The following is a 19,540-nucleotide window of genomic DNA, read 5'->3' as shown; positions in this document are numbered from 1 at the left end:
CGCGATCCTGTCATGGAGGTTCGACGGTTGTGAAGAGATCCCCCCCGGTCGGCCGCCCGTTTAGCCGGCGCGCCGCCCGCTGCGCCACTTGGTGGCATACGGCAGCACGAACAAGTACAGACCGGTGAACAGCAGGAAGGCGAGCGGGAGCAGCGGCGAGTAGGTCACCCAGGCGGGAGGCTGCCCCTGTCCCGAGGCCAAGGCGACGAAGTTGGCGATGACGGCCACCGTGAAGGCGATGGACACCCAGCGGTGGCTCTCTCGAACCAGTTTGTTCACGGGAGCCTCGCGAGCAGCTCGACGAGCTTTCCGCCCATCATCTTCCAGCCGTAGCGCGCGCCGCCGAAGTTCTGCTTCTGGTCCGGCTTGAAGCCCGACTGCTCGAGCGACAGGCGGGTGCCCGACGCCGTGGGCGTGAGCGTGAAGGTCACGACGGTGTCGAGGAAAGGGACGTTCCACGTGTAGCTGATCTTCCTGTGCGCCTCGATCTCGAGGATGCGACAGTCCACGGTGCCGTCCCAACCGGGGTACGGCTGCGTCTTGAACGTGAACGCGGCCCCGGGATCGAGCTTGAACCCGACGGCGGGCAGGAGCCACTCCGCGAGCAGCTCGGGGTCGGTGAGCGCGCGCCACACCTTCTCCGGTGAATGGCGCAGATCGAATTCGAAGGAGATGGATTCGGTTTGCGACGGGGCGGTTTTGTCGATGAGGCTCATTCGTCCATTTTCTCCAGCAGTGCTTCGAGGCGATCGATGCGGTCCGTCCAGAAGGCGCGGTAGTGTGCGATCCAGTCGATGAGCGGCTTCATCCCGCGCGGCTCCACCCGGTAGTAGACGCAGCGCCCTTCGCGCCGGGCGTTCACCAGGCCGGCGTCCTTCAGGGTGGCGAGGTGCTGCGAGACCGCCGGCTGTGAGATGTCGAAGCGCGCCGTGAGGTCCTTCACCGCCGCTTCGCCGCGCGTGAGCGACTCGAAGATCGCCCGGCGGCTGGGGTCAGCCAGCGCCTGGAAGATCTTGTCTTCGGCCGCGGCCGCGCGCTGCATGCTCAACCTATAAGCCGACGCTTATGGGTTGTCAAGCGCGCGGATCGGACCGCGAGGGCTCCGCGGAGCAGGGGTCATGACCCTCACGCTCCTCCTCGGGCAGCACGTCGCAGGCCACGTCGACGCCGACGGGATGGACACCAGCGTCGCCCCCGCCGACGACTTCCTCGCCTTCACCAGCGGCGCATGCTCTCCGAGAGCGGCCCCTCCGCGTGAGCTACGTCACGCCGAGGGGCGCAAGGGCATCGAGTACGACGCCAGCCGCGAGGAGAATCATCGGGGACCTCGGACCTAACCAGCGCGGGTCCGCTCCGGCGCCCTCGTCAGTCCGTCTCTCTCGCTCGCTCCAGCACCGCGCGCCAGACAGGTGCGGCCAGACGAAACCCGAACGTTTGCAGGCGCTCCAGCTCGGGGCCGATCCTGTCGACGAGCCCGCGCTCCTTTGCGACCAAGAGCACGCCAACCGTTCCGGTGATGTGCAGGCCCAGGGATGCTGCGATCTTTCGCGCGTAGCCGTCGTCCAGGAGGACCAGCGACCCGGGGAGCGACCGCGACAGCGCGATGCCCTCGGTTTCCCCGGCGCCGAGGCCGTCGATCCCCTGCAGCGCGTGAGCCGGGGGCGATCTCAGCTCGATCCAATCCAGGGTGGTCACGTCGGGCAGGTCCCTGCCCAGACGAAGCCCCGTATTGAGCTCTGCCACGACGGCGGGCGGAACGAGCAGGTGCCGATAGAGTTGCTGCAGAACGTCGAGGCGCCCGAGCCGGTGAAGGTAGCTCAGCGGCCCCGTGTCGCTGATCACCGCGACGGGATGCGTCATCTTGTCGCCGTGCTGGCAGCATCTACATCGGCCGGGTCGAACGCGGCGGTCGAGATGCCGGCCTCCGCGAGTTGGGCGGCGAAGCGAAAGCGCTCCACGCACGCGATCTCGGCGGCCTTGGCCAGCGACACACGACCCTCCTCGTAGAGCCGAACCGCTGCGGCGAAGGCGATTTCGGACGCCAGCCGCTCGGCTGGCACCTGGAGCGCTGCGCAGAGGTCGTCGGGTACGGTCAGGGCGACGATGGTCATGCCTCTCAGGTATCGCCGAAGGTGCCCCGTGTCGAGGCTGGCTCGCAGACGGCGGCCAACCCCGCGATGCCACAGCGGCGCGCCGGGCTGCCGCGCTGGCATGGTCACCTTCGTAAGCTACGGACGACGGCCTCGTCAGCATGCAGCGTCGCGCTCGCCGAGCACGCACACGCGGCCAGGACGTAACACCACGGCGGAGCGAGCGGGCGGAGCGGAACCAGCATCCGCCGCCGCCTCGCCCCAAAGGGCCCCGTCCTCCTCCTGGAACCGGAGCTCGGATGTCCCCGGATCCCAAGAGCCAACGGCGGTTCCTCCGCGCCCTCGTCGTCGCACGCTTAGGGGGTCGGCAGCCAAGTCTCGCTCGACGCGACGTTCTAGCCGGCGCGCGCGTAGCGGCTCGGAGGCTGGCCCACGTGCCGGCTGAACGCCGTGCTGAAGGTGCTCGCCGAGCCGTAGCCGACGCGCTCGGCGACCTCGGCGATCCCGAGGTCGTGGCGCCGGAGCAGATCCCTCGCGACGGCCATGCGCAGGGCGAGCAGGTATTCCATCGGCGGCAGGCCCACGGCGCGGGTGAAGCGCTCGAAGAACGTCGAGCGCGAGAGCGCCGCCGTCTTCGCGAGGTCGGCCACCGTCCACGAGCGCGAGAGCTGGCCGTGCATGTGCCGTATCGCTGGCGCGAGGCGCGCATCGGCGAGCCCGCGCAGGAGCCCCGGAGGCGCGTCGTCGCCTGACGTCGACCGCAGCGCCTCGATGAGCATCACCTCCACGAGCCGCGTGAGCACGAGGTCGCGACCGGCCTTCTGCTCGTTCGATTCCTCGCCGACGAGCCGCACGAGCACCGAGAGCCGCTCGACCCCGCGCACGTGCACCAGCGCCGGCAGCAGCGACACCATGAGGGCCGCGTCCGGCGAGTCGAAGACGAAATAACCGCCGAGCAGCCGCGCGTCCGGGCGGCCGCCGCGCGTGCCGTGGCGGACCTCGCCCGTCGGCGCGGGCGTGACCTTGGGGTCGACGCGCTCTGGCCTCACCGGCTCGAAGCCCGACAGCGTGAAGCCCGGCGTCGCCGGCAGGAGCACGAAATCACCTGCCTCGAGCGTGACGGCCCGCTGACCGTCGACCGCGAGACGGCAGCGGCCCTCGAGCACGGCAGAGAAGCTCGGCTGGCCAAAGTCCGAGTAGCGAACACCCCAGCGGCCGGCTCCGCTGATGACCTTCGAGAACACGGCGCGCGGCTGGAGCAGCGCGATGACCTCCGAGAGCGGATCGTTCACGCCCGGACTCTAGCAAACGAAATACGGACTGTACACGATAGATCGTCCGGCTTACCGCGACTACTTTACCCCCATGAACGCCGCGCGCACCGCGGTAAAGAAGTCGACGTGAACACAATGAATGCATTCCGCGCAACAATGACCGCACGCCCCGAAGAGGCGACGAGCTGGGAGGTAACGCGATGAAAACGGTGCTCATTACTGGCTGCTCTTCTGGCTATGGCCTCGAGACGGCGCGCCACTTCCACGCGCAGGGCTGGAACGTGGTCGCCACCATGCGAACGCCGCGCGAGGGCGCCCTGCCCCGATCGGACCGGCTGCGCGTGGTCGCGCTCGACGTGACGAAGCCCGAGAGCATCGCCGCCGCGATCGAGGCGAGCGGGCCTGTCGACGTGCTCGTCAACAACGCGGGCATCGGGCTCTTCGGCGCCTTCGAGGTCACGCCGATGGCCACGGTGCGCGAGGTGTTCGAGACCAACACCTTCGGCGTGATGGCGATGACGCAGGCCGTGCTGCCCCAGCTCCGCGCGCGCAGGTCGGGGGTGATCGTGAACGTGACCTCGAGCGCGACGCTGGCGCCCATGCCGCTGGTGGCCGTGTACACCGCGAGCAAGACGGCCATCGAGGGGTTCACCGCGTCGCTCGCGTTCGAGCTCGCGGAGTTCGATGTGCGGGTGAAGCTGGTCGAGCCGGGCTATGGCCCGAGCACGAGCTTCACGAGCAACGGCGGGGCCCGCATGCAGGGGCTGCTCCCCGAGGCGTACGCGCCTTTCGCGCAGCGCATCTTCGCCTCTCTCGGGCAGCCGTCTGCGGTGACGAGGGAGTCCGACGTGGCCGAGGTGGTGTGGCGCGCCGCGAACGACGCGACCGGGAAGCTCCGTTTTCCGGCCGGTCCCGACGCGGTGGCGCTGGCTCGCTCGACATAAGCACCGTCGACGGGGCGCGGGGGCCGTCGCGAGCCGCGACCGGGACGCCGTCGCGCGCGCCTTCTCGGGGCTGCCGCTGGCCCGGGTCAGCCCGGGTGTGCGGGCTGCCGGACCGAGTACTCGGTGCCCGAGCGGAAAGGCACCGTCATCGACGCGAAGCCGTGGCGCGGATCGCGCACGTAGGCGACGTAGTCGCGGTAATCGGCCTTGAAGACGCCGACGTTGTCGGTCACCACCACGGCGCCCGGACGCAGGGCCGGGGCGACGAGCTTCAGCACGTCGAGGGCTCGCAGGGGAAACCCATCGTTGAGCATGAAGTCCACCTCGCCGAGGTCGGCCCGCAGCGTCTCCGTCGCGTCGCCCACGCGGATCTCGGCGAAGGACGCGAGCCCCGCCTCCTCCAGGTTCGCCTGCGCGCGCCGCGCCTTCTCCGGCACGAGCTCGGTGCCGATGACGCGGCCGCCGCCGTTGTCGCGCACCGCCGCCGCCAGCCACAGCGTCGAGACGCCGAAGGACGTGCCGAACTCGACGATCGTCCTGGCGCGGAGCGCCCGCGCCGTCAGGTAGCAGAAGGCGCCCTGGTCGCTCCCGATCGCGAGGTATTTGTCGGCGTAGTCGAGCTCCGTGCCCGGGGCGTCGATGCGGCGGCCGAGGAGCATCCGCGGTAGCTTCGGCAGGAGGTGGAGGACGACGCCCGGCACCTGCCGGTCGGCGTCGTCGTGGAGGCGCCGCAGCACGGCGCGCACCCGCCCATCGGGCAAAACGGCGAAGGGATCGGATTTCATGGGAGGAGAGCCTAAGCGACCGGCGCCTTGACCGCATTGCGCAATCAAGACAAATTGTTGTTCAAAACGGTCATGGCAGCGAAGCGGCGGAGCTCGGGGGCGACACGGATTGCGTATCCGACGGGCTGGACGATCCGTGGAGACGTCCAGGTGGCGAACGAGCCCCGTGGCGCGGCGGCGTCGTTCGAGTCGCTCGCGACCCGTTTCGCGCTCGAGGCGCGCGGGCGGTGGAAGACCGCGGTCGCGCGGCCGGTGAACGCGATCGGGCTCAGCATGGCGAGCGGCGGGCTCGAGAGCGAGCCTCACGCGCACCGCGAATCGCAGCTCGTGTACCTGGTGCGCGGAGAGATGGTCTGCGAAGCGTCGAGCGCCCTCTGGATCGTGCCGCCGCAATCGGCGCTGTGGATCCCCGCGTCCGTGACGCATCGGATCCGCGCGCGCGCGCCGCTCGAGGGCTACGGCGTCTTCGTCGAGCCCGGCGCGGCACCGAGCCTTCCGCAGGATTGCTGCGCGGTGTCGGTGACGCCGCTCCTCCGCGAGCTGTTGCTGCGCCTGGCGACGCGCCCCGCGCTCTACCATCTCGATGGGCCGGACGCGCGCCTGGTGAGCGTGCTCCTCGACGAGCTCGCGACCGTCTCCATCGAGAAGCATCGCCTGCCGATGCCGACCGATCCGCGGCTCCGTCGTCTGGTGGACGCGATGACCGCCGATCCGGCGAACGGCGCGACGACGAAGGCGTGGGCGAAGCGAATCGGCGTCGGCGAGCGCACCTTGAACCGTCTCCTGGTCGAGGAGACGGGCTTGAGCTTTGGCCGTTGGCGCCAGCAGCTCCACATCATCCTCGCCATCCAGAAGCTCTCCCGCGGCGCGACCGTGCAAAGCGTGGCGCTGGATCTCGGCTACGAGAGCGCGAGCAGCTTCGTGACCATGTTTCGCAAAGCGCTCGGGACGTCGCCCGCGCGGTACATGGCGGGCCGCCTGGCCGCGCTTGCTTGAGCGTGTGCCACGGGTACCACGGCGCAGCTGGTGTGGACGCCGCCGCCAAGCGGCGGCTGGAGCCGGCGCGCCCGCGCGAAGGCGGGCGCTCCGAGACGGGAGTCGCCGCGCTACCGCAGGATCTCCTCGAGCAACGCGTTCGGCGCGCCGCGGCGATCCTCGCCGAACGACGTGACGCCCAGGCCGTAGTACTGGTTCATGATGGTGAACCACAGATCGCGGAGCTGGCGATCGCTGCCGAGGGCGCCGTAGGCGACGTGCGCGTCGTTCAAGAAGACGCCGTCGCCGCCGAGGAGCACGATGGGCAGGTCGTACCCGTCGTGATCGTGCGAGCGCATCTCGCTCATGTGCACCATGACGCAGTGATCGAGCACCGTGCCGTCGCCCTCGGGGATCGCGTCCAGCCGCTGCGCGAGCTGCGCGCTCTTCTGGTTGAGCCAGCAGTTGATCGCCGCGTAGTCGAGGTTGCTCTGCTGGACGATCTTGTACCGGCCATCCTGCGTCGCCCGGTCCAGGTTGCCGGCGGCGTGCTGGGAGGAGTGGTAGTGCAGGCTGCTCTCCCTCCTGTACGCGAGCCCCACCTTGGCGCGGACGTCCTCCGGGATGCACCGATACTCGAACTCGGAGCGCATGTCGTCGTGCATGTGGGTGATCACGCGCGTCACGTCGCATTGAATGGCCATGACGATGAGGTCGATCATGACCTTCGCGTGATCTTCGTGCTTGTACGGGCCGGCTCCCGTGTTGTCGTTCTCGTTGAGCCCCTCCGCCTGGCCCGGCGGCTCGGGGACCACGCCGGGCTGGCTGATCGGGCTGCAGCCCAGGCCCGCCGGCGTCATCGTCGACTGGACGCGGGTCGCGTTCTTCTCGATCTCGCGCAGCGAGTCCAGGTATTGCTGGACGATCTTGCGATCTCCGGAGCCGACCCGGTTCATGAGCGAGTTCGCGTCCGCGAGCACGCCGTCGATGACGCTCTTCTCGGTCGCCGCGCGGCGTTCCGCCTCGATCCTGGCCTCCTCGTCGCTCTGCCCTGGCACGCCGGACCCCGCGCCCGCGCCGACGAGCGCGTCGAACACCGCCTTCGGGTTGACCGAGCGCTTCAGCGGCTCGCGCGGGCTCTTCCAGGAGAGAACCTGGTTGTAGGCGTAGCTGCGCTGGTCGAAGAAGCCGGGCTTGACCCCGAGCCCCGTCTGCAGCGACGGGATGCGGGTCGCCTGCTCCGGGCCTGCCTTCTGGACGATGAGCTGGTCGACCGAGACGCCGTTGCCCACCCACTCGCCGAGGTCCTGACGCGCCTCCCTCCCCAGCTGATCGGCGTCCACGCAGGTCGAGAGCGCCGCGCCGAGCCGCGAGTGGGAAGGCTCGATGTAGGGGTGCTGCTCCGTGCTCCACGTGTAGTTGCCGAGGCGGCTTATCATGAGCATCTTCGACTTCACCGGCGCGAAGTGCTCGAGCACCCTCGGCAGCTTGAAGTCGGCGCCCTTCAACGTCTTTCCGAACGCCGGGGCCGTCTCCCACCAGTGATGGGGCGCCCCGTTCGGGAAGGTGCAGAGCAGGAAGCGCTTCGGGGTGCCGGGCTCCCCCGCGCGCGCCCCGCGCGGCGCGAGGCTCTCGAGCCACGGCAGCGCCAGACAGACGCCCGCGCCGCGCAACAGGTTCCTGCGTGTCATCAAGCGTTTCATGTGCCCATCGCTCCTTCGTGCCTCGTCTCGTGCAGAAACAACGCGCGCGGCCTCACCGCGCCTTGCCCTTCGCTCGAAGGCGGAACGCATCGCTGGTCACCACCTGCTTCACCAGATCCGCGATCGTCCCCCCGCCCCAGCGCTCGGCGATCTCCTTGAGCCTGGTCCTGTCGTCGCCGCTCGGGCGCCGGCGCAGGGCATAGCTGAAGAGCTGCTCCGAGGGGCACGCCCCCGACCGGGCGCCCTCGACGAGCGCCGGCACGAGGCCGGAGATGTCCTTGAACGGCACGCCCTCGTACACCCCCGTCGCGTCGACCGGGTCGCCGTTCGGGTACGCGGTCCGGTAGGCGCCGATCGGATCGAAGTTCTCCAGGCTCAGCCCGATCGGGTCGAGCACGTCGTGGCAGCTCGCGCAGTCGGGCGACGCGCGGTGCTTCTCGATCGCCTGGCGCACATTTTCCACGGGGCCCTCGTCCCCGCCCGCGTCGCCGAGCTCCGGGATGTCCACGTTGGCGGGCGGCGCCAGGGGCACGCAGAAGAACTGCTCCAGGATCGTCTTCGCGCGGGACGTGGGAGAGGTCCGGTCGGCGCGGGACGACAGCGTCAGGAACGCCGGGAGCGTGAGGAACCCATGGCGCACGCCCTCGGGGTCGTTCGCGTAGAGCGGCTCGACTAGCCGGCTCTCCGGGTGGGGCGCCGTGAGGAACTCGGACCAAGTCCGTCCGCCGGTCGTGAATTCGGCGAAGTAGGCGTTGACCTGGTCGAGCATCGCGCCCTTCACCTCGTCGTTCCAGCGCGGGAACCGGGTCGCGTCGGCGTTGTGGCTGGGGAGCGTGCGCGTGCCGAGCCACTGCCCGAAGAAGTTCTGGAAGAAGGCGGCGCTCTTCGGGTCGTCCAGCATGCGGTCCACCTGCTCTCGGAGCTCGCCCTCGGTGGCCAGCTGATCGGCCTCCGCCGCGTCGAAGAGCGCCTCGTCCGGGAGCGAGCTCCAGAGCAGGTAGGAGAGGCGCGACGCGATCTCGTAGCCGCCCAGGGCGCCCGGCGATTTTGCCGAGTCGGGGCCCAGCTCGATCCGGAGGAGGAAATGCGGCGACGTCAGCAGGGTCCGGACGACGTGCTGCACCGCCTGGACGGCGGACATCTCGAGGGCGGTCCGCGCGTGGGTGTACTGCGCCGCGTACCGCTCGACCTCCGCCGCCTCGAGCGGGCGCCGGAACGCGCGCAGCCCGAAGCGCTCGATGATCTCGCGCGCGCACCCGTCGTCCGCGCCTTGCGCCGGGTCGCACACGAGGATCTTGGCGCGCTGCGCCTCGTTCGAGAACGCGTCCTCGGCGAGGTTCCTGGCGGCGTCGTAATACCCCTGGACCAGGACCTGCGAGAGGTTCGAGAGCGCGCTCACGTTCGCGTCGAAGCCCTTCGCGCCGAAGGCCGGGAAGCCGTCCGCGGGCCTCAGCCTCGTTCCCAGGAGGTGGGCGACCGTAGAATTGTACTCCGAAGCTGTCATATGGTGCAGAGGCATCCCGTCTACGGCCAGGGCGGCGTCCTGCTCCGGGACGTCATCGCTCTGCCCCGGAGCGTCATCGCTCCCGAGGGTGCCAGTGCACGAGATGCTCAGGAGGCATCCCCCGGCGGCGAGCCAGGGACTCGCGAACACTCGGTCCAATCTGAACGTCATCATCGGCTCCCGCGTCTGGAATCGGCTATTCCCCCCTAGTGACCGGTGCGCGCGGATTTCGTGATCAAATCGACCTCGCGGCCTCGAGAAGATCAGGCCGTGCCCTGCGCGCAGAAGACTACGGTGATGGTGTTGCTCCTCGCGCTGCCCGGGTGTGGGGCGGACGTGGAAGGCCTCCTCGGATCCTGGCGTGGTGGCGATGCACCGCGTCGGAAAATGCCTGTCGAGCGGCCCTCAGCCGCGCATACACGGTGTTGATGTTCACCCCGATCCCCTCCGCGATCTCCGCCGCCGGCATCTCTTCCAGCTCGGCGAGGAGGAGCACCACGCGCTTCTCCTCGTCGAGCGACGCAAGGAGGTCGTGCACCACGCGCGCGGTCTCCGCCCTCGCCATGGCCTCGTCGGGGCTGAGGTTGCTCGGCCCTGCGAGCTGCTCGGGATCCACGATCTCGCCTGTCCCGCGGTGGGCCGGGCTCTGGCGGCGCAGCGACCTCCGGTGCGCCTGCACGACGTTGGCCACGATCCCGAAGACCCACGTCTTCAGCGACGAGCGGCCCCGGAACTCCGGGAGCCGTCGGTGCACGACGACGAACACCTCCTGGCACACGTCCTCGTGCGCCGAGGCGTCCACGCCGAGGCGGCGCACGGTCCGCCCGACGAGGGGAAAGAGCTTGCGGTACACCTTAACGAAGTCGAGCGGCGCGGCCTCATCGTCGGAGACGGCGGAGACCGCGTCGGCGGGCGGAGCCGTCGACGGAGCGACCGCCGCGCCGGTCGCGTCGGAGCTCGCCAAGGTACCGATCGAGGACAGACCTGTCGCCATCATGCCAATGCGCCGCGGTGACATCGACGCGGCAGCCTTCGCACGCACCATCGATACGAACGCAACCCTCTCGGGGTCGGAGCCGAGCTCGATCCCGATGACGAAGGAGCCGGTATGCATGGCGACCCCCCTCAGGGCAAAGCCGAAGTACGAACCCATATTGTGAACGCTCACATTTTTCATGTCAACGAGGATCTGTTCATCCGCGGCCAAGCCCGACATCGTCGACGTCCGATGGCTGGCAAGTCCTCCTCCGGAGCGGCGCGTCAAGAGGACGGGCGCAGGGTCACGGTATTGTTCGATGTGGATTCCAATTTCTGGATCGAGGCTCGCCTCGCGCCGGTTCGGTTCATTTGAGTTGACATGAACGATGTTAACGCTCACAATTTCGCCTCAGGGGTGCCCTTCCGCTTTGTCCCGGGTGGCCGTCGTGCGCACCGGACTCTTGGTCCTTGGTACCGGGCTCGATCTCTGGGCTGACCCGGCTCGGGTGTCGTAAACGCAAGCCATGGCGGGATCGCGGGGGCTCGCCCGCGCTGCGCTCGCTCGGGTGGAGCCGATCCAGGTGAGCCGATCCTGGCGGAGGGAACAGCATGGCGAACTGTGGGACGAGATCGTGGCTCGGATTGACGATGACGGCGTGCATCGCCGCCGCATGCGGCGGCGCGCGGACCGTCGACACGCCCCCTGCGGCAGCGCCGCCGGCGGCGGCCCCCGCGACGGACGCCTCTCCAGCGGCCCCGGCCGCCACATCCGAGCCACCTGGTGGTGAAGCCGTGAACGCAAAGCCCGCTTCCGTCTCCAAGGCGCCCTTCGGCAACGCCGATGGCAAAGAGGTGCTCCTCTACACGCTCACGAACGCGAACGGCCTGGTCGCGAAGGTGATGACCTACGGCGCGACGGTGACCGAGCTCCACGTCCCCGACAGGACGGGGAAGATGGGCGACGTCGTCCTCGGCCACGACAACCTCGACGGGTACCTGAAGAGCAGCCCGTACTTCGGCGCGACGGTCGGCCGCGTGGCCAATCGCATCAAGAACGCGCAGTTCCAGCTCGATGGCAGGACCTACAAGCTCTCCGCGAACAACGGCGCCCACACGCTGCACGGCGGCAAGAAGGGCTGGGACAAGGTCGTCTGGGACGCGGAAGCGACCGAGACGCCGCAGGGCCCGTCCATCAAGCTCACGTACGTATCGAAGGACGGGGAAGAAGGCTACCCCGGCACGGTCAGCGCAACGGCGACCTACACGCTCACCAACGAGAACGAGCTCAGGGTCGAGATGTCGGCCACGACCGACAAGACCACGATCGTCAACATGGCCCACCACAGCTACTGGAACCTGGGAGGGCACGGCTCGGGCTCCGTCGCCGACCAGGAGCTGACGCTGCACGCCGACAGCTACACCCCGCCGGACGCCACCGACATCCCCTCGGGCCAGATCAAGCCGGTGAAGGGGACGCCGCTCGACTTCACCGCCGCCAAGCCGATCGGCAGGGACCTGAAAGCCGTGGGCGGCAAGCCGGTCGGATACGACCACAACTTCGTCGTCAGCGGCGACCCCCACAAGCTCCGCGAGGCGGCTCGGGTCAAGGATCCGAAGACCGGTCGGGTGCTGACGGTCGAGGCCGATCAGCCGGGGATCCAGTTCTATACCGGCAACTACCTCGACGGGTCGATCAAGGGCAAGGGCGGCGCGGTCTACAGCCAGTACAGCGGCTTGTGCCTCGAGCCGCAGAAGTTCCCGAACTCGATCAACGTCCCGGCCTGGAAGAACGAGGTCATCCTCCAGCCCGGCCAGCGCTACGCGCAGACGGTCGTCTTCCGGTTCACCACCGAGTAGCTCGTCGACGGTCACCGGCGCTGCCCGGCGGCGCCGGCGCGCTCACGCGAACGTCACGATCGGCTTCACGTCCGCCGACCGGCGCAAGGAGGATCCATGATCCGCTCGAGCACATTCAGTATATCGCTCCTCGTCGCGCTCTCAATCGCTGCTTGCGGGTCCGACGACGGCGCCGCCGACGGCTCGGGCGGCAGCGGAGGAAAAGGGAGCGGCGGCTCTTCGAGCAGCAGCAGCAGCAGCTCTTCGACCAGCAGCAGCAGCAGCTCTTCGACCAGCAGCGGCAGCACCTCGGGCACGGGCGGCACAGACGACCCGAACCCGAACGGCGGGGGAGGACAGGGCGGGACGGTCGATCCGGTCGGCACCGAAGGCGACGGCGATTTCGAGATCGGGCCTAACTACCAGGACGCCCCGGAGATCAAGAGGATCGACGGCGTTCCCCAGGGGCGGACGTTCACGTTTTCCCTGTCATCCCGGGAGAGCAAAATCTTCACCGGCCACGATCCGACCTTGAACGACAACGCCAAGGGGGATTTCAACCGCCGCGTGGAGGTCGCGATCCCCGCGACGTACGTCGACGGCGCGGAGGCGCCGTTCATGGTCGTCCAGGACGCGCGCGACAGGAACGAGATCATCAACACGATCAACAACCTCGTCGCGGACCCGAACAGCCGTTTCCCGAGCGTCATCGCCATCTTCGCCGCGAGCGGAGGGGGCGACTCGTACGGCAGCGAGCGGGGGCTCGAATACGATACCATGTCGGACGCCTATCAGAGGTTCGTCGATACGGAGCTCCTCGAGGCGGTCAAGAACGACCAGGCCGTCCACGCCGCGTACCCCAACCTGAAGTTCACGAGCAACCCGGACGGTCGCGCCACGTACGGATGCAGCTCGGGCGGGGCGGCGGCGCTGACCATGGGCTGGTTCGGCCACGACACCTACCGCAAGATCGTCACCTACTCCGGCACGTTCGTCGACCAGCAGAACCCCCGCGCGCCCACCGAGGCCGAGTATCCCGACGGCGCCTGGGAGTACACGGAGGGGCTCATCCGGGAGAGCCCGCGCAAGCCGCTGCGCATCTTCCTGCAGGTCGGCGACAACGACCTCGGCAGCACCAGGGATGAAGCCAGCCACCACAACTGGGTGATGGCGAACCAGCGCGTGGCGGCGATCCTCAAGGAGAAGGGGTATCATTACCGCTTCGTCTACGCGAAGGGCGCCGGCCACTGCGAAGGGAGAGTGATCAAGCAGACGCTCCCCGACACGCTGCGCTGGATGTGGCGGGGCTATCCGATCGATTGACGCACGGGGGTCCAGCGCGTGCTGGGCCCCGCGGGCCGTGGGTCTACGAGCGCGCGCGGAGCTCGGGGAGCGCTGTACTAGGGCTCCCGCGCGGGCTCGTCGGCTTCGTCGTCGCCGAAGAGCACGCCGACCTGCAGCGGGGTCGCCTCGAACGGCTCGGCCCGGACCTGCTCGCCGCGCTCGGCGGCGAGGATCTCGACATAGCCTTCCTGCGTCCAGCGGTAGACGGCCAGGGTCTCTTCCTCGGGGTCGATGATCCAATAGTGTGGAACCTGGTGCCGGTGATAGACGCGCTTCTTCTTGATGAGGTCGTTCCGCTTGTTCGTCGAGAGGATCTCGCAGATCCAATCGGGGCGCACCATGATCGGGATACCGCGCGGGCGCTCCGGGACGCGCTCTCGCCGCCAGCCGACCACGTCGGGGCGGACGGTGTTCGCGGCATCGAAGTGGACATCGACCTCGGTGGCGAACCACCAACCCCCGGGCCTGCGCCCGCCGGGCCGCTGATCGTAGGGATCGACGTAGGCGGAGAGCTTGCGCTGCACGGCCCCGTGCTCTCCGGTCGCGGCCCCCTTCTCGACGATGCTGCCCTCGATGAGCTCGTGGCGCCGCTCTTCCTCCGGGATCGCGAGGAGATCCTCCAAGGTCGCGGGGCGGGCAGCCTTCGGCGCGGATGCGGTCATGCCCGAGGATAGCAAATCCCCCCGGGCAAGCGCGCCATCCGTCGCGCGGCCGCGCCCGAGGAGATCGCCGAGGTCGTCGCGTTCCTGGCGTCCGACAAGGCGAGCTTCATGGTCGGATCCATCGTGATGGCCGACGGCGGATACTCCGTCGCCATCCAGCCAGGGGATTGAGCGCCGGTGCCCCAGCTGGACGGCGAGCACGCGCTCTACCCCCGGGATCGCAGCCGCCGCCGGCTCGGCCTCCAGCGCTGCGGCGACCTCCGCCGCGAGCGCCGCGTCCGCCTCGACGATCACGGCGTCCGGATCGGACCGGCGGATCAGCCCCGCGACGCGCGCGGCCTGCGACGAGCCGAGCACCTACGTCCCCAGCTGCGCGCGCTGCGCTTCCACGAGCCGGCCCAGCGCGTCCTTGCCCGCCTCGCCCGGCGAGAGCGGCCACGCGGCGCCTCCGCCCTCCCCCTGTCGAGCCCGACAGGCGGGCTTTACGCTCTGTCATGTCGCCTGCTATGCGTGAAGATCTGATGATGACGCGCTCGAACACGCGGCGCCCGCGCCGGGGTCCGGCCGCGACGCCGGGCTCCGCGGCGGCGCATCATGGCCGCGCGGCGCGCCGCTGGGTGGCCGCGGTCGCGTCGCTCGGGCTCGCGGCCTGCGAGAAGGCGCCGCTCGACGCCGTCGCGCCGGCGACGACGACGACGTTGACGCAGGACCTTGTCGCGTACTGGCCGTTCGACGAGGGCGAAGGGACGGTCGTGACCGACCGGTCCGGCAACCGGCGCCACGGCGAGCTCACCGGCGGCACGTGGGTGAAGGACGGCCGGTTCGGGCGCGCGCTGCACTTCGACGAGGGCGAGTTCATGACGGTGGGCGATTTCCCGAACGCCACCTCGAGCTGGACCGCCTCGGCGTGGGTTCGCGTGTTGACCGACCAGCCCCCCGCCGACGACACGCTGAGGACCGTGATCAGCACGGAGAACGCCGGCGGATGGGAGCTCAGCGTCGACTACGACGGCGAGGCGCCAGGCATGCGCTTCGGGTTCTGGAAGGGGCCCGAGATCTCCGACGACCACGCCATCCTATGTTCCTGCCTGGAGCTCCAGCGGTGGACGCACGCCGTCGGGGTCGTCGACGGCGAGGCGCTCACCATGAGCCTCTACGTCGACGGGCGGCTCCACAGCACCGTGCCCATCGAAAAGACGATCTCGCCCGGCCCCACCAGCCTCTACGTCGGCCGACGGCCGCAGGAGGGTCGGCTCCTCGTCGGGGACGTCGACGACATCGCGATCTACAGCCGAGCGCTCGCCCCGGCGGAGGTCGCCGAGCTCTTCCAGCACGCCGTCCCGGCGGAGGTCGAAGCGGACATCTCGACGGGCACCAACTACACCCTGGTCGGCGTCCAGAGCGGGCTCTGCGTGGACGTCGACGCCGCCGTCATCACGGCCGACGATGTCGTCCTGCAGCTCTGGGCTTGCAACGGCGGCACCAACCAGCAGTTCCGCTTCGAGGCGGTGGACGGCGGGTATTACCGGATCCGCAACGTCCACAGCGACAAGTGCCTCGACGTCCGCAGCGCGTCGACCGCCGACGGCGCCGCCATCGTGCAGTACACCTGCCACGACAACCCCAACCAGCAATGGTCCGTCACCGAGGCAGGCGGCGGCGCCGTCCGCATCACGTCGCGCCTCAGCGGCAAGGTCATCGACGCTTACGGCTCCCCGCCCTCCAACGGCACCGCCCTCGTCCAGAGGGCTTCCAACGGCGGCGCCAGCCAGCAGTTCAAGCTGACCCCGCTCGAAGCCGGCACCGGCACCAGCGGCGCGGGCCCGTGACGCCCGGCGCCTCTCCGCAGGCGAGCAGCCTGCTCAGCGACATCGACAGCCGATGAGCATCCACCGCCAGGCGCGCGGGGCGGCCGTCCTCCGAATCACAGCCACCCCACGAGGCTGAGGCTGCCGAGCAGCGCCGGGCGCGCGACGCGCGCCGCCTCGGTCTCGACGAAGCGGACCACCGGGTACGGGTGCGCGACGAGCGCGTGCGCCTCGACGACGACGTCGAGCCGCCGCACGATCCCGAGCTCGACGCCGGCGCCGGCGTCCGCGGCGAACGCCCATTGCGCGCTGTGGACCCCCCGGTACGGCCACGACGCCTCGCCGTCCACGGCCACGTGGAGCACCCCGAGGCCGGCCGAGAACCTCGGGCGCAAGCGGAGCTCGGGCCAGGGGAGCGCCGCGAGCTCGACGAGCCCGAACCGCTGCTGCACGGTCGCGCTGCCCTGCGGCCCGGCGACGCGCGGCGCCGTCCCGAGCCCGGCGAGCGAGAGGCGCGCCTCGATCGGAGCGAGCGGCGCGACGCGCAGGCGCGCGACCCCGAGCAGCGCCGGGCCGATGCCGCCCGGGCTCACGAGCAGCCCGCCCCCCAGCTCGACGCCCCACATCGTCCGGCGCGGCGGGTCGAGCGGCCGCTCTGCCGGTCGAGGCGCCTGCGGGCTCACCTCGCCCGGGGGCGGCGCGGCGGCGGGCGCCGCGGAGCGCCGCGAGGACATCAGGAGCTCGAGCTGGCTCGCGCGGAGCAGCTCGACGGCGCGCACCGCGAGCACCTCGGCGATGTGCTCCGGCGCCTCGCCGCGCGTGTCGATCCGGCGCACGAGCGTCTCGTTCGTCCGCGGGTCGACCACCCAGAGCTCGGCGGCCTGACCGTCCGGCGCCAGGAACAGCCCGATCAGGGCCGCGGAGCCGGCCAGCTGCCCGGCGTCGTCCATCGCCGGCCGGGGGGCGGAGGCCGACGGCGAACCGAGGAGCTCCACATCGAAGCCATCGGCGACGAGCTCCCCGTGGATGCGGATCAGCGCCTCGGAGATCGACGGGTCGGCGGCGCTGGGCCGCACGAGGACCACGCGCGCAGGCTCCGCCGACGCCGCGGGGCTCGCGGCGCAGAGGAGGAGCGCGAGGGCCCCGGAGAGCGCTTTCGCCCGCGCGAACCTCACGGCTCCCGAGCGAGGGTCCGCGCTGCCTGGGCGTAGGTCCCGCCGGGGAACCGGCGCAGGTACTCCCGGGCGACGATCTCGGCTTGCGCATCCCCGTGGAGCCGCCGCACGATCTCCATCTTGCGCCCGAGCGCCTCGGAGGCATAGGCCCCTTGCGGCGCTTCCTTGAGGTACGTCTCGAACCACGGGAGCGCCGCAGCGCCTCCCTCCTGGGCCTCGGCGAGGCGGCCGAGCAGGAAGGCCGCCTCCCGGGCGCGCTGGGTCGCGGGGAAGCGCCGGCGCTGCGCGAGCAGCGCCCGCCGCGCGACGTCGCCCCGCCGCGTGTAGCGCGCCGCGTCCGCGAGCGCCGAGAGCTCCGCGCTGCTGGACGCCGCGAGGGTCTGGTCGAGCCCGCGGCGCTGCGCCTCGTCGACGATGGCGTCGAGCTGCCCGGCCGCGAGCTGCCCGGCCCAGTCGCGCTTCGGCGCGGCCGCCGCCTCCGCGCGCGGGGCCGCGGGCGCCTCGCCCTCCGGCGGCGCGCCGGGGAGCTCGGCGCCCGCGCCGGGGAGCTCGGCGCCCGCGCCGGGGAGCTCGGCGCCGCCCGAGGGCGGGGCGGAGCTCGGCGCCGCCTCCGCGCCCTTCTGCGCGCCGAGCTCGCGCAGGAGAACCTCGCCGGTGCGCAGCCGCACGGTGAGCCACTGCCCGGCGCGCATGGCGATCGGCTCGCCGGACAGCGGCCCGCTGACGGTGACGGCGCCATTCTCGAGCCGCAGATCGAGGCGCTCGTCCTCCGGCGCCCAGGCGAGCGCGAAGGCCGTCCCGGTCACGGTCACCACGAACGGCCCCGCGTCGAACAGCCACTGCGTCCCAGACCGGTGGACCACGTGCGCGCGGACCTCGCCCCGGTCGAGCGCGACCCGGGCGCCCTGCCCGGTCACCGACGCGAGATGCGCGCGCGCGCCCTCGGCGAGCTCCACCTCGGTGCCGTCGGAGAACCGGAGCTTCGGCCGGCTCGCCGCGTCGGCCTGGAGCGAGCCGTCCTGCGAGGCGACGCCCCCCTCCACCTCGTAGGACAGGAGCTCGGAGGGCGCCCTGCGTTGCCACCGCCCGAAGGCGACGAAGCCCGCGGCCGCCACGGCGATCGAGAGCGCGACCGCCCCGAAGGGCGAGAGCCGGAGCGCCCGGCGCGACGCCGTCCGCTCCGCGACGCGGAGCAACCCTCGCGTCCGCTGCTGGTGGGACATCTCGCCGAGCGACCGGCACGCGAGCCCGACGAGGCGCGCGGCGTTCGCGCTCAGCTCCGGCTCTCTCCCCTCGTCACGGTTCATCTCGCGCCGTCCCTTTCTTGTAGTAGCCGGCGAGGGACGCGTCGTGCTCCACGCGCGACGACACGAGCTCCGTGGCCCGGCTGAGCCGTCGCTTCACCGTGGCCAGCGACACACGGGCCGCCTCCGCGATCTCCGGCAGGCTCATGCCCTCCATGTGCCGGAGCACGAACGCGGTCCGGTCGTCCGCGCTCAGCGTGTCGAGGATCGCGTAGAGGCGCCCGAGCGCCTCGCGCGCCTCGCTGTCCACCGGCTCCACCGCCTGCTCCGGGAGCTCCGCGCTCTCCGAGAGGTGGAGGATCCGCCGCACGCGCCGTCGCCGGAGCTCCCACTTGAGCATCCGGAGGGTGACCGACACGATGAAGCTCCCGAGCGCGTCCGGATCCCTCAGCCCGGGCACCTTGAGGAAGACGCTCACGAACACGTCCTGGGTGAGGTCCTCGGCGTCGGCGCCCGGCCCGAGCACCCGCGCCACGATCCGGAACACCTTCGGCGCGTGCCGGTTCCACACCGCCGCCGCCGCCCACGGCTCCCCCGCCATGAGCGCGCGCACCAGCGCGCGGTCGTCGGGGCCGCCCCGCTCGGCTTCCGGAGGAGCGATGGCAACGCTGGCTCTGCGCACGACGGCATCGCTCCGGGGGCTCATGATCCCCGCACAGCGACCGCGCGGGGGAGCCACGGTATCGAGCCCATGTCTCCGTTGCAAGGAGCTCGTCGCACACGGCCGGAGGCCATCGCAGCGGTGTTCCCCGGTGTGGATTGCATGGCTGCCACCCGCGGCGACACCACGCCACGCCGGCAAGACCCCACGGGGTTCGGCAGGCTCCCCGGCCGGGCTGGCGAAGCGCATGTCAGGCAGTAGCGAGACCACGCCGAATCGGCTCACCGCGCGCGCGGGTGGATGAGCCGGTGGCCTACGGTGAGCTCGCCCACGGGCGCGACGCGCAGGCTCACGCTTCGACAGGAAAACTTCACCTCGGCGATATTCGCTCACGTTGTGAGCCGGTCCGAGGGCGATCCGCTACTGCATGGCGGGCGCTCCACTTGCTCTTCCTGATCGCTTCGTCCTCCCGATCGGTCCGCACCACGGGCGGGACGCCCGAGCCCGGCGGCGGCGGGTCGGCGAGGGTGCGCCCGCCGGATGGCAGCACGTCCCGA

The 19,540-nt window shown here is 70.6% G+C and carries 20 protein-coding genes and 1 pseudogene; 7 read left to right on the top strand and 14 right to left on the bottom strand.

Features of this window, described 5'->3' with window-relative positions:
* Positions 1 to 60: 60 nt before the first annotated feature.
* The 3 genes from WMF20_RS07765 to WMF20_RS07755 are packed head-to-tail and all read right to left on the bottom strand — an operon-like array spanning position 61 to position 1,042.
* Entirely contained in the window at positions 61 to 279 is a 219-nt protein-coding gene (locus WMF20_RS07765; protein ID WP_437611988.1) for a hypothetical protein, read from the bottom strand.
* The gene (locus WMF20_RS07760) at positions 276 to 716 is read right to left on the bottom strand and encodes an SRPBCC family protein (protein ID WP_061624546.1); all 441 of its coding nucleotides are present in this window, start codon (positions 714 to 716) and stop codon (positions 276 to 278) included. Before WMF20_RS07760 ends, WMF20_RS07765 begins: the two co-directional genes overlap by 4 nt.
* A complete protein-coding gene (locus tag WMF20_RS07755; protein WP_020733615.1) occupies positions 713 to 1,042 on the bottom strand; it encodes an ArsR/SmtB family transcription factor in 330 nt (109 codons plus the stop codon). Before WMF20_RS07755 ends, WMF20_RS07760 begins: the two co-directional genes overlap by 4 nt.
* A 76-nt stretch (positions 1,043 to 1,118) precedes the next feature.
* Here WMF20_RS07755 and WMF20_RS07750 point away from each other — a divergent pair, with 76 nt between their 5' ends.
* Positions 1,119 to 1,337, top strand: coding sequence for a hypothetical protein (locus WMF20_RS07750; RefSeq protein WP_437611985.1), 219 nt, complete (start codon positions 1,119 to 1,121; stop codon positions 1,335 to 1,337).
* A 28-nt stretch (positions 1,338 to 1,365) separates the two neighbouring features.
* Here WMF20_RS07750 and WMF20_RS07745 read toward each other — a convergent pair whose 3' ends face one another.
* The 3 genes from WMF20_RS07745 to WMF20_RS07735 all read right to left on the bottom strand — a co-directional run bounded on the left by WMF20_RS07745 (position 1,366) and on the right by WMF20_RS07735 (position 3,382).
* The gene (locus WMF20_RS07745; RefSeq protein WP_437611983.1) at positions 1,366 to 1,860 is read right to left on the bottom strand and encodes a DUF3368 domain-containing protein; all 495 of its coding nucleotides are present in this window, start codon (positions 1,858 to 1,860) and stop codon (positions 1,366 to 1,368) included.
* Positions 1,857 to 2,111 (bottom strand): UPF0175 family protein, encoded by a 255-nt coding sequence (locus WMF20_RS07740; protein ID WP_437611981.1) that lies wholly within the window; start codon positions 2,109 to 2,111, stop codon positions 1,857 to 1,859. Before WMF20_RS07740 ends, WMF20_RS07745 begins: the two co-directional genes overlap by 4 nt.
* A 374-nt stretch (positions 2,112 to 2,485) precedes the next feature.
* Complete coding sequence (locus WMF20_RS07735) at positions 2,486 to 3,382, bottom strand: cupin domain-containing protein (RefSeq protein WP_437611979.1); 897 nt, start codon at positions 3,380 to 3,382, stop codon at positions 2,486 to 2,488.
* Between the two features lie 182 nt (positions 3,383 to 3,564).
* On the opposite strand from WMF20_RS07735, the gene WMF20_RS07730 reads away from it, so the two are divergent.
* Positions 3,565 to 4,308 (top strand): SDR family oxidoreductase, encoded by a 744-nt coding sequence (locus WMF20_RS07730; protein ID WP_437611977.1) that lies wholly within the window; start codon positions 3,565 to 3,567, stop codon positions 4,306 to 4,308.
* An 86-nt stretch (positions 4,309 to 4,394) separates the two neighbouring features.
* On the opposite strand, the gene WMF20_RS07725 is transcribed toward WMF20_RS07730, so the two are convergent.
* On the bottom strand, positions 4,395 to 5,093 hold the full coding sequence (locus WMF20_RS07725; protein ID WP_437611975.1) for an O-methyltransferase: 699 nt from the start codon (positions 5,091 to 5,093) through the stop codon (positions 4,395 to 4,397).
* A 150-nt stretch (positions 5,094 to 5,243) separates the two neighbouring features.
* Between WMF20_RS07725 and WMF20_RS07720 the strand changes: the two genes are divergently transcribed.
* Complete coding sequence (locus tag WMF20_RS07720) at positions 5,244 to 6,089, top strand: AraC family transcriptional regulator (RefSeq protein WP_437611973.1); 846 nt, start codon at positions 5,244 to 5,246, stop codon at positions 6,087 to 6,089.
* 110 nt (positions 6,090 to 6,199) lie between these two features.
* On the opposite strand, the gene WMF20_RS07715 is transcribed toward WMF20_RS07720, so the two are convergent.
* From WMF20_RS07715 to WMF20_RS07705, 3 genes are all read right to left on the bottom strand, one after another.
* A complete protein-coding gene (locus WMF20_RS07715) occupies positions 6,200 to 7,771 on the bottom strand; it encodes a DUF1552 domain-containing protein (RefSeq protein ID WP_437611971.1) in 1,572 nt (523 codons plus the stop codon).
* Between the two features lie 52 nt (positions 7,772 to 7,823).
* On the bottom strand, positions 7,824 to 9,275 hold the full coding sequence (locus WMF20_RS07710) for a DUF1592 domain-containing protein (protein ID WP_437611969.1): 1,452 nt from the start codon (positions 9,273 to 9,275) through the stop codon (positions 7,824 to 7,826).
* A gap of 289 nt (positions 9,276 to 9,564) precedes the next feature.
* Positions 9,565 to 10,653, bottom strand: a complete 1,089-nt coding sequence (locus WMF20_RS07705) for an RNA polymerase sigma factor (protein ID WP_437611967.1) — start codon at positions 10,651 to 10,653, stop codon at positions 9,565 to 9,567.
* Between the two features lie 392 nt (positions 10,654 to 11,045).
* Between WMF20_RS07705 and WMF20_RS07700 the strand changes: the two genes are divergently transcribed.
* Together WMF20_RS07700 and WMF20_RS07695 are read left to right on the top strand one after the other, a co-directional pair.
* Positions 11,046 to 12,110, top strand: coding sequence for an aldose epimerase family protein (locus tag WMF20_RS07700; protein WP_437611965.1), 1,065 nt, complete (start codon positions 11,046 to 11,048; stop codon positions 12,108 to 12,110).
* A 96-nt stretch (positions 12,111 to 12,206) separates the two neighbouring features.
* Positions 12,207 to 13,412: an alpha/beta hydrolase gene (locus tag WMF20_RS07695; RefSeq protein ID WP_437611963.1), complete on the top strand. Its 1,206-nt coding sequence runs from the start codon at positions 12,207 to 12,209 to the stop codon at positions 13,410 to 13,412.
* 77 nt (positions 13,413 to 13,489) lie between these two features.
* Here WMF20_RS07695 and WMF20_RS07690 read toward each other — a convergent pair whose 3' ends face one another.
* Positions 13,490 to 14,095 (bottom strand): Uma2 family endonuclease, encoded by a 606-nt coding sequence (locus tag WMF20_RS07690; protein WP_437617090.1) that lies wholly within the window; start codon positions 14,093 to 14,095, stop codon positions 13,490 to 13,492.
* A gap of 24 nt (positions 14,096 to 14,119) precedes the next feature.
* Between WMF20_RS07690 and WMF20_RS07685 the strand changes: the two are divergent.
* Both WMF20_RS07685 and WMF20_RS07680 read left to right on the top strand, forming a co-directional pair.
* A pseudogene (locus tag WMF20_RS07685) lies at positions 14,120 to 14,266 on the top strand (SDR family oxidoreductase); the annotation flags it as partial.
* 335 nt (positions 14,267 to 14,601) lie between these two features.
* Positions 14,602 to 15,924 (top strand): RICIN domain-containing protein, encoded by a 1,323-nt coding sequence (locus WMF20_RS07680; RefSeq protein ID WP_437611961.1) that lies wholly within the window; start codon positions 14,602 to 14,604, stop codon positions 15,922 to 15,924.
* A gap of 95 nt (positions 15,925 to 16,019) precedes the next feature.
* Here WMF20_RS07680 and WMF20_RS07675 read toward each other — a convergent pair whose 3' ends face one another.
* The 3 genes from WMF20_RS07675 to WMF20_RS07665 are packed head-to-tail and all read right to left on the bottom strand — an operon-like array spanning position 16,020 to position 19,004.
* Positions 16,020 to 17,078: a hypothetical protein gene (locus WMF20_RS07675; protein ID WP_437611959.1), complete on the bottom strand. Its 1,059-nt coding sequence runs from the start codon at positions 17,076 to 17,078 to the stop codon at positions 16,020 to 16,022.
* A complete protein-coding gene (locus WMF20_RS07670; protein ID WP_437611956.1) occupies positions 17,075 to 18,385 on the bottom strand; it encodes a FecR domain-containing protein in 1,311 nt (436 codons plus the stop codon). The genes WMF20_RS07675 and WMF20_RS07670 overlap by 4 nt, the downstream gene beginning before the upstream one ends.
* Positions 18,375 to 19,004: an RNA polymerase sigma factor gene (locus WMF20_RS07665; RefSeq protein WP_437611954.1), complete on the bottom strand. Its 630-nt coding sequence runs from the start codon at positions 19,002 to 19,004 to the stop codon at positions 18,375 to 18,377. Before WMF20_RS07665 ends, WMF20_RS07670 begins: the two co-directional genes overlap by 11 nt.
* Positions 19,005 to 19,540 lie beyond the last annotated feature (536 nt).

Origin of the sequence: Sorangium sp. So ce834, assembly GCF_051521425.1 — a bacterium.
In the GTDB taxonomy this organism is placed as follows: Bacteria; Myxococcota_A; Polyangia; order Polyangiales; family Polyangiaceae; genus Sorangium; species Sorangium cellulosum_D.
Note: the sequence above shows the minus strand (reverse complement) of the source record. Positions and strands in the feature narration are given on the sequence as shown.

Excerpts from the sequence above, each read along its gene's own strand:
- WMF20_RS07760 (WP_061624546.1), bottom strand. The coding sequence starts at position 716 with ATGAGCCTCATCGACAAAACCGCCCCGTCGCAAACCGAATCCATCTCC.
- WMF20_RS07755 (WP_020733615.1), bottom strand. The coding sequence starts at position 1,042 with ATGCAGCGCGCGGCCGCGGCCGAAGACAAGATCTTCCAGGCGCTGGCT.
- WMF20_RS07750 (WP_437611985.1), top strand. The coding sequence starts at position 1,119 with ATGACCCTCACGCTCCTCCTCGGGCAGCACGTCGCAGGCCACGTCGAC.
- WMF20_RS07745 (WP_437611983.1), bottom strand. The coding sequence starts at position 1,860 with ATGACGCATCCCGTCGCGGTGATCAGCGACACGGGGCCGCTGAGCTAC.
- WMF20_RS07740 (WP_437611981.1), bottom strand. The coding sequence starts at position 2,111 with ATGACCATCGTCGCCCTGACCGTACCCGACGACCTCTGCGCAGCGCTC.
- WMF20_RS07730 (WP_437611977.1), top strand. The coding sequence starts at position 3,565 with ATGAAAACGGTGCTCATTACTGGCTGCTCTTCTGGCTATGGCCTCGAG.
- WMF20_RS07725 (WP_437611975.1), bottom strand. The coding sequence starts at position 5,093 with ATGAAATCCGATCCCTTCGCCGTTTTGCCCGATGGGCGGGTGCGCGCC.
- WMF20_RS07715 (WP_437611971.1), bottom strand. The coding sequence starts at position 7,771 with ATGAAACGCTTGATGACACGCAGGAACCTGTTGCGCGGCGCGGGCGTC.
- WMF20_RS07710 (WP_437611969.1), bottom strand. The coding sequence starts at position 9,275 with ATGACAGCTTCGGAGTACAATTCTACGGTCGCCCACCTCCTGGGAACG.
- WMF20_RS07695 (WP_437611963.1), top strand. The coding sequence starts at position 12,207 with ATGATCCGCTCGAGCACATTCAGTATATCGCTCCTCGTCGCGCTCTCA.
- WMF20_RS07690 (WP_437617090.1), bottom strand. The coding sequence starts at position 14,095 with ATGACCGCATCCGCGCCGAAGGCTGCCCGCCCCGCGACCTTGGAGGAT.
- WMF20_RS07680 (WP_437611961.1), top strand. The coding sequence starts at position 14,602 with ATGCGTGAAGATCTGATGATGACGCGCTCGAACACGCGGCGCCCGCGC.
- WMF20_RS07670 (WP_437611956.1), bottom strand. The coding sequence starts at position 18,385 with ATGAACCGTGACGAGGGGAGAGAGCCGGAGCTGAGCGCGAACGCCGCG.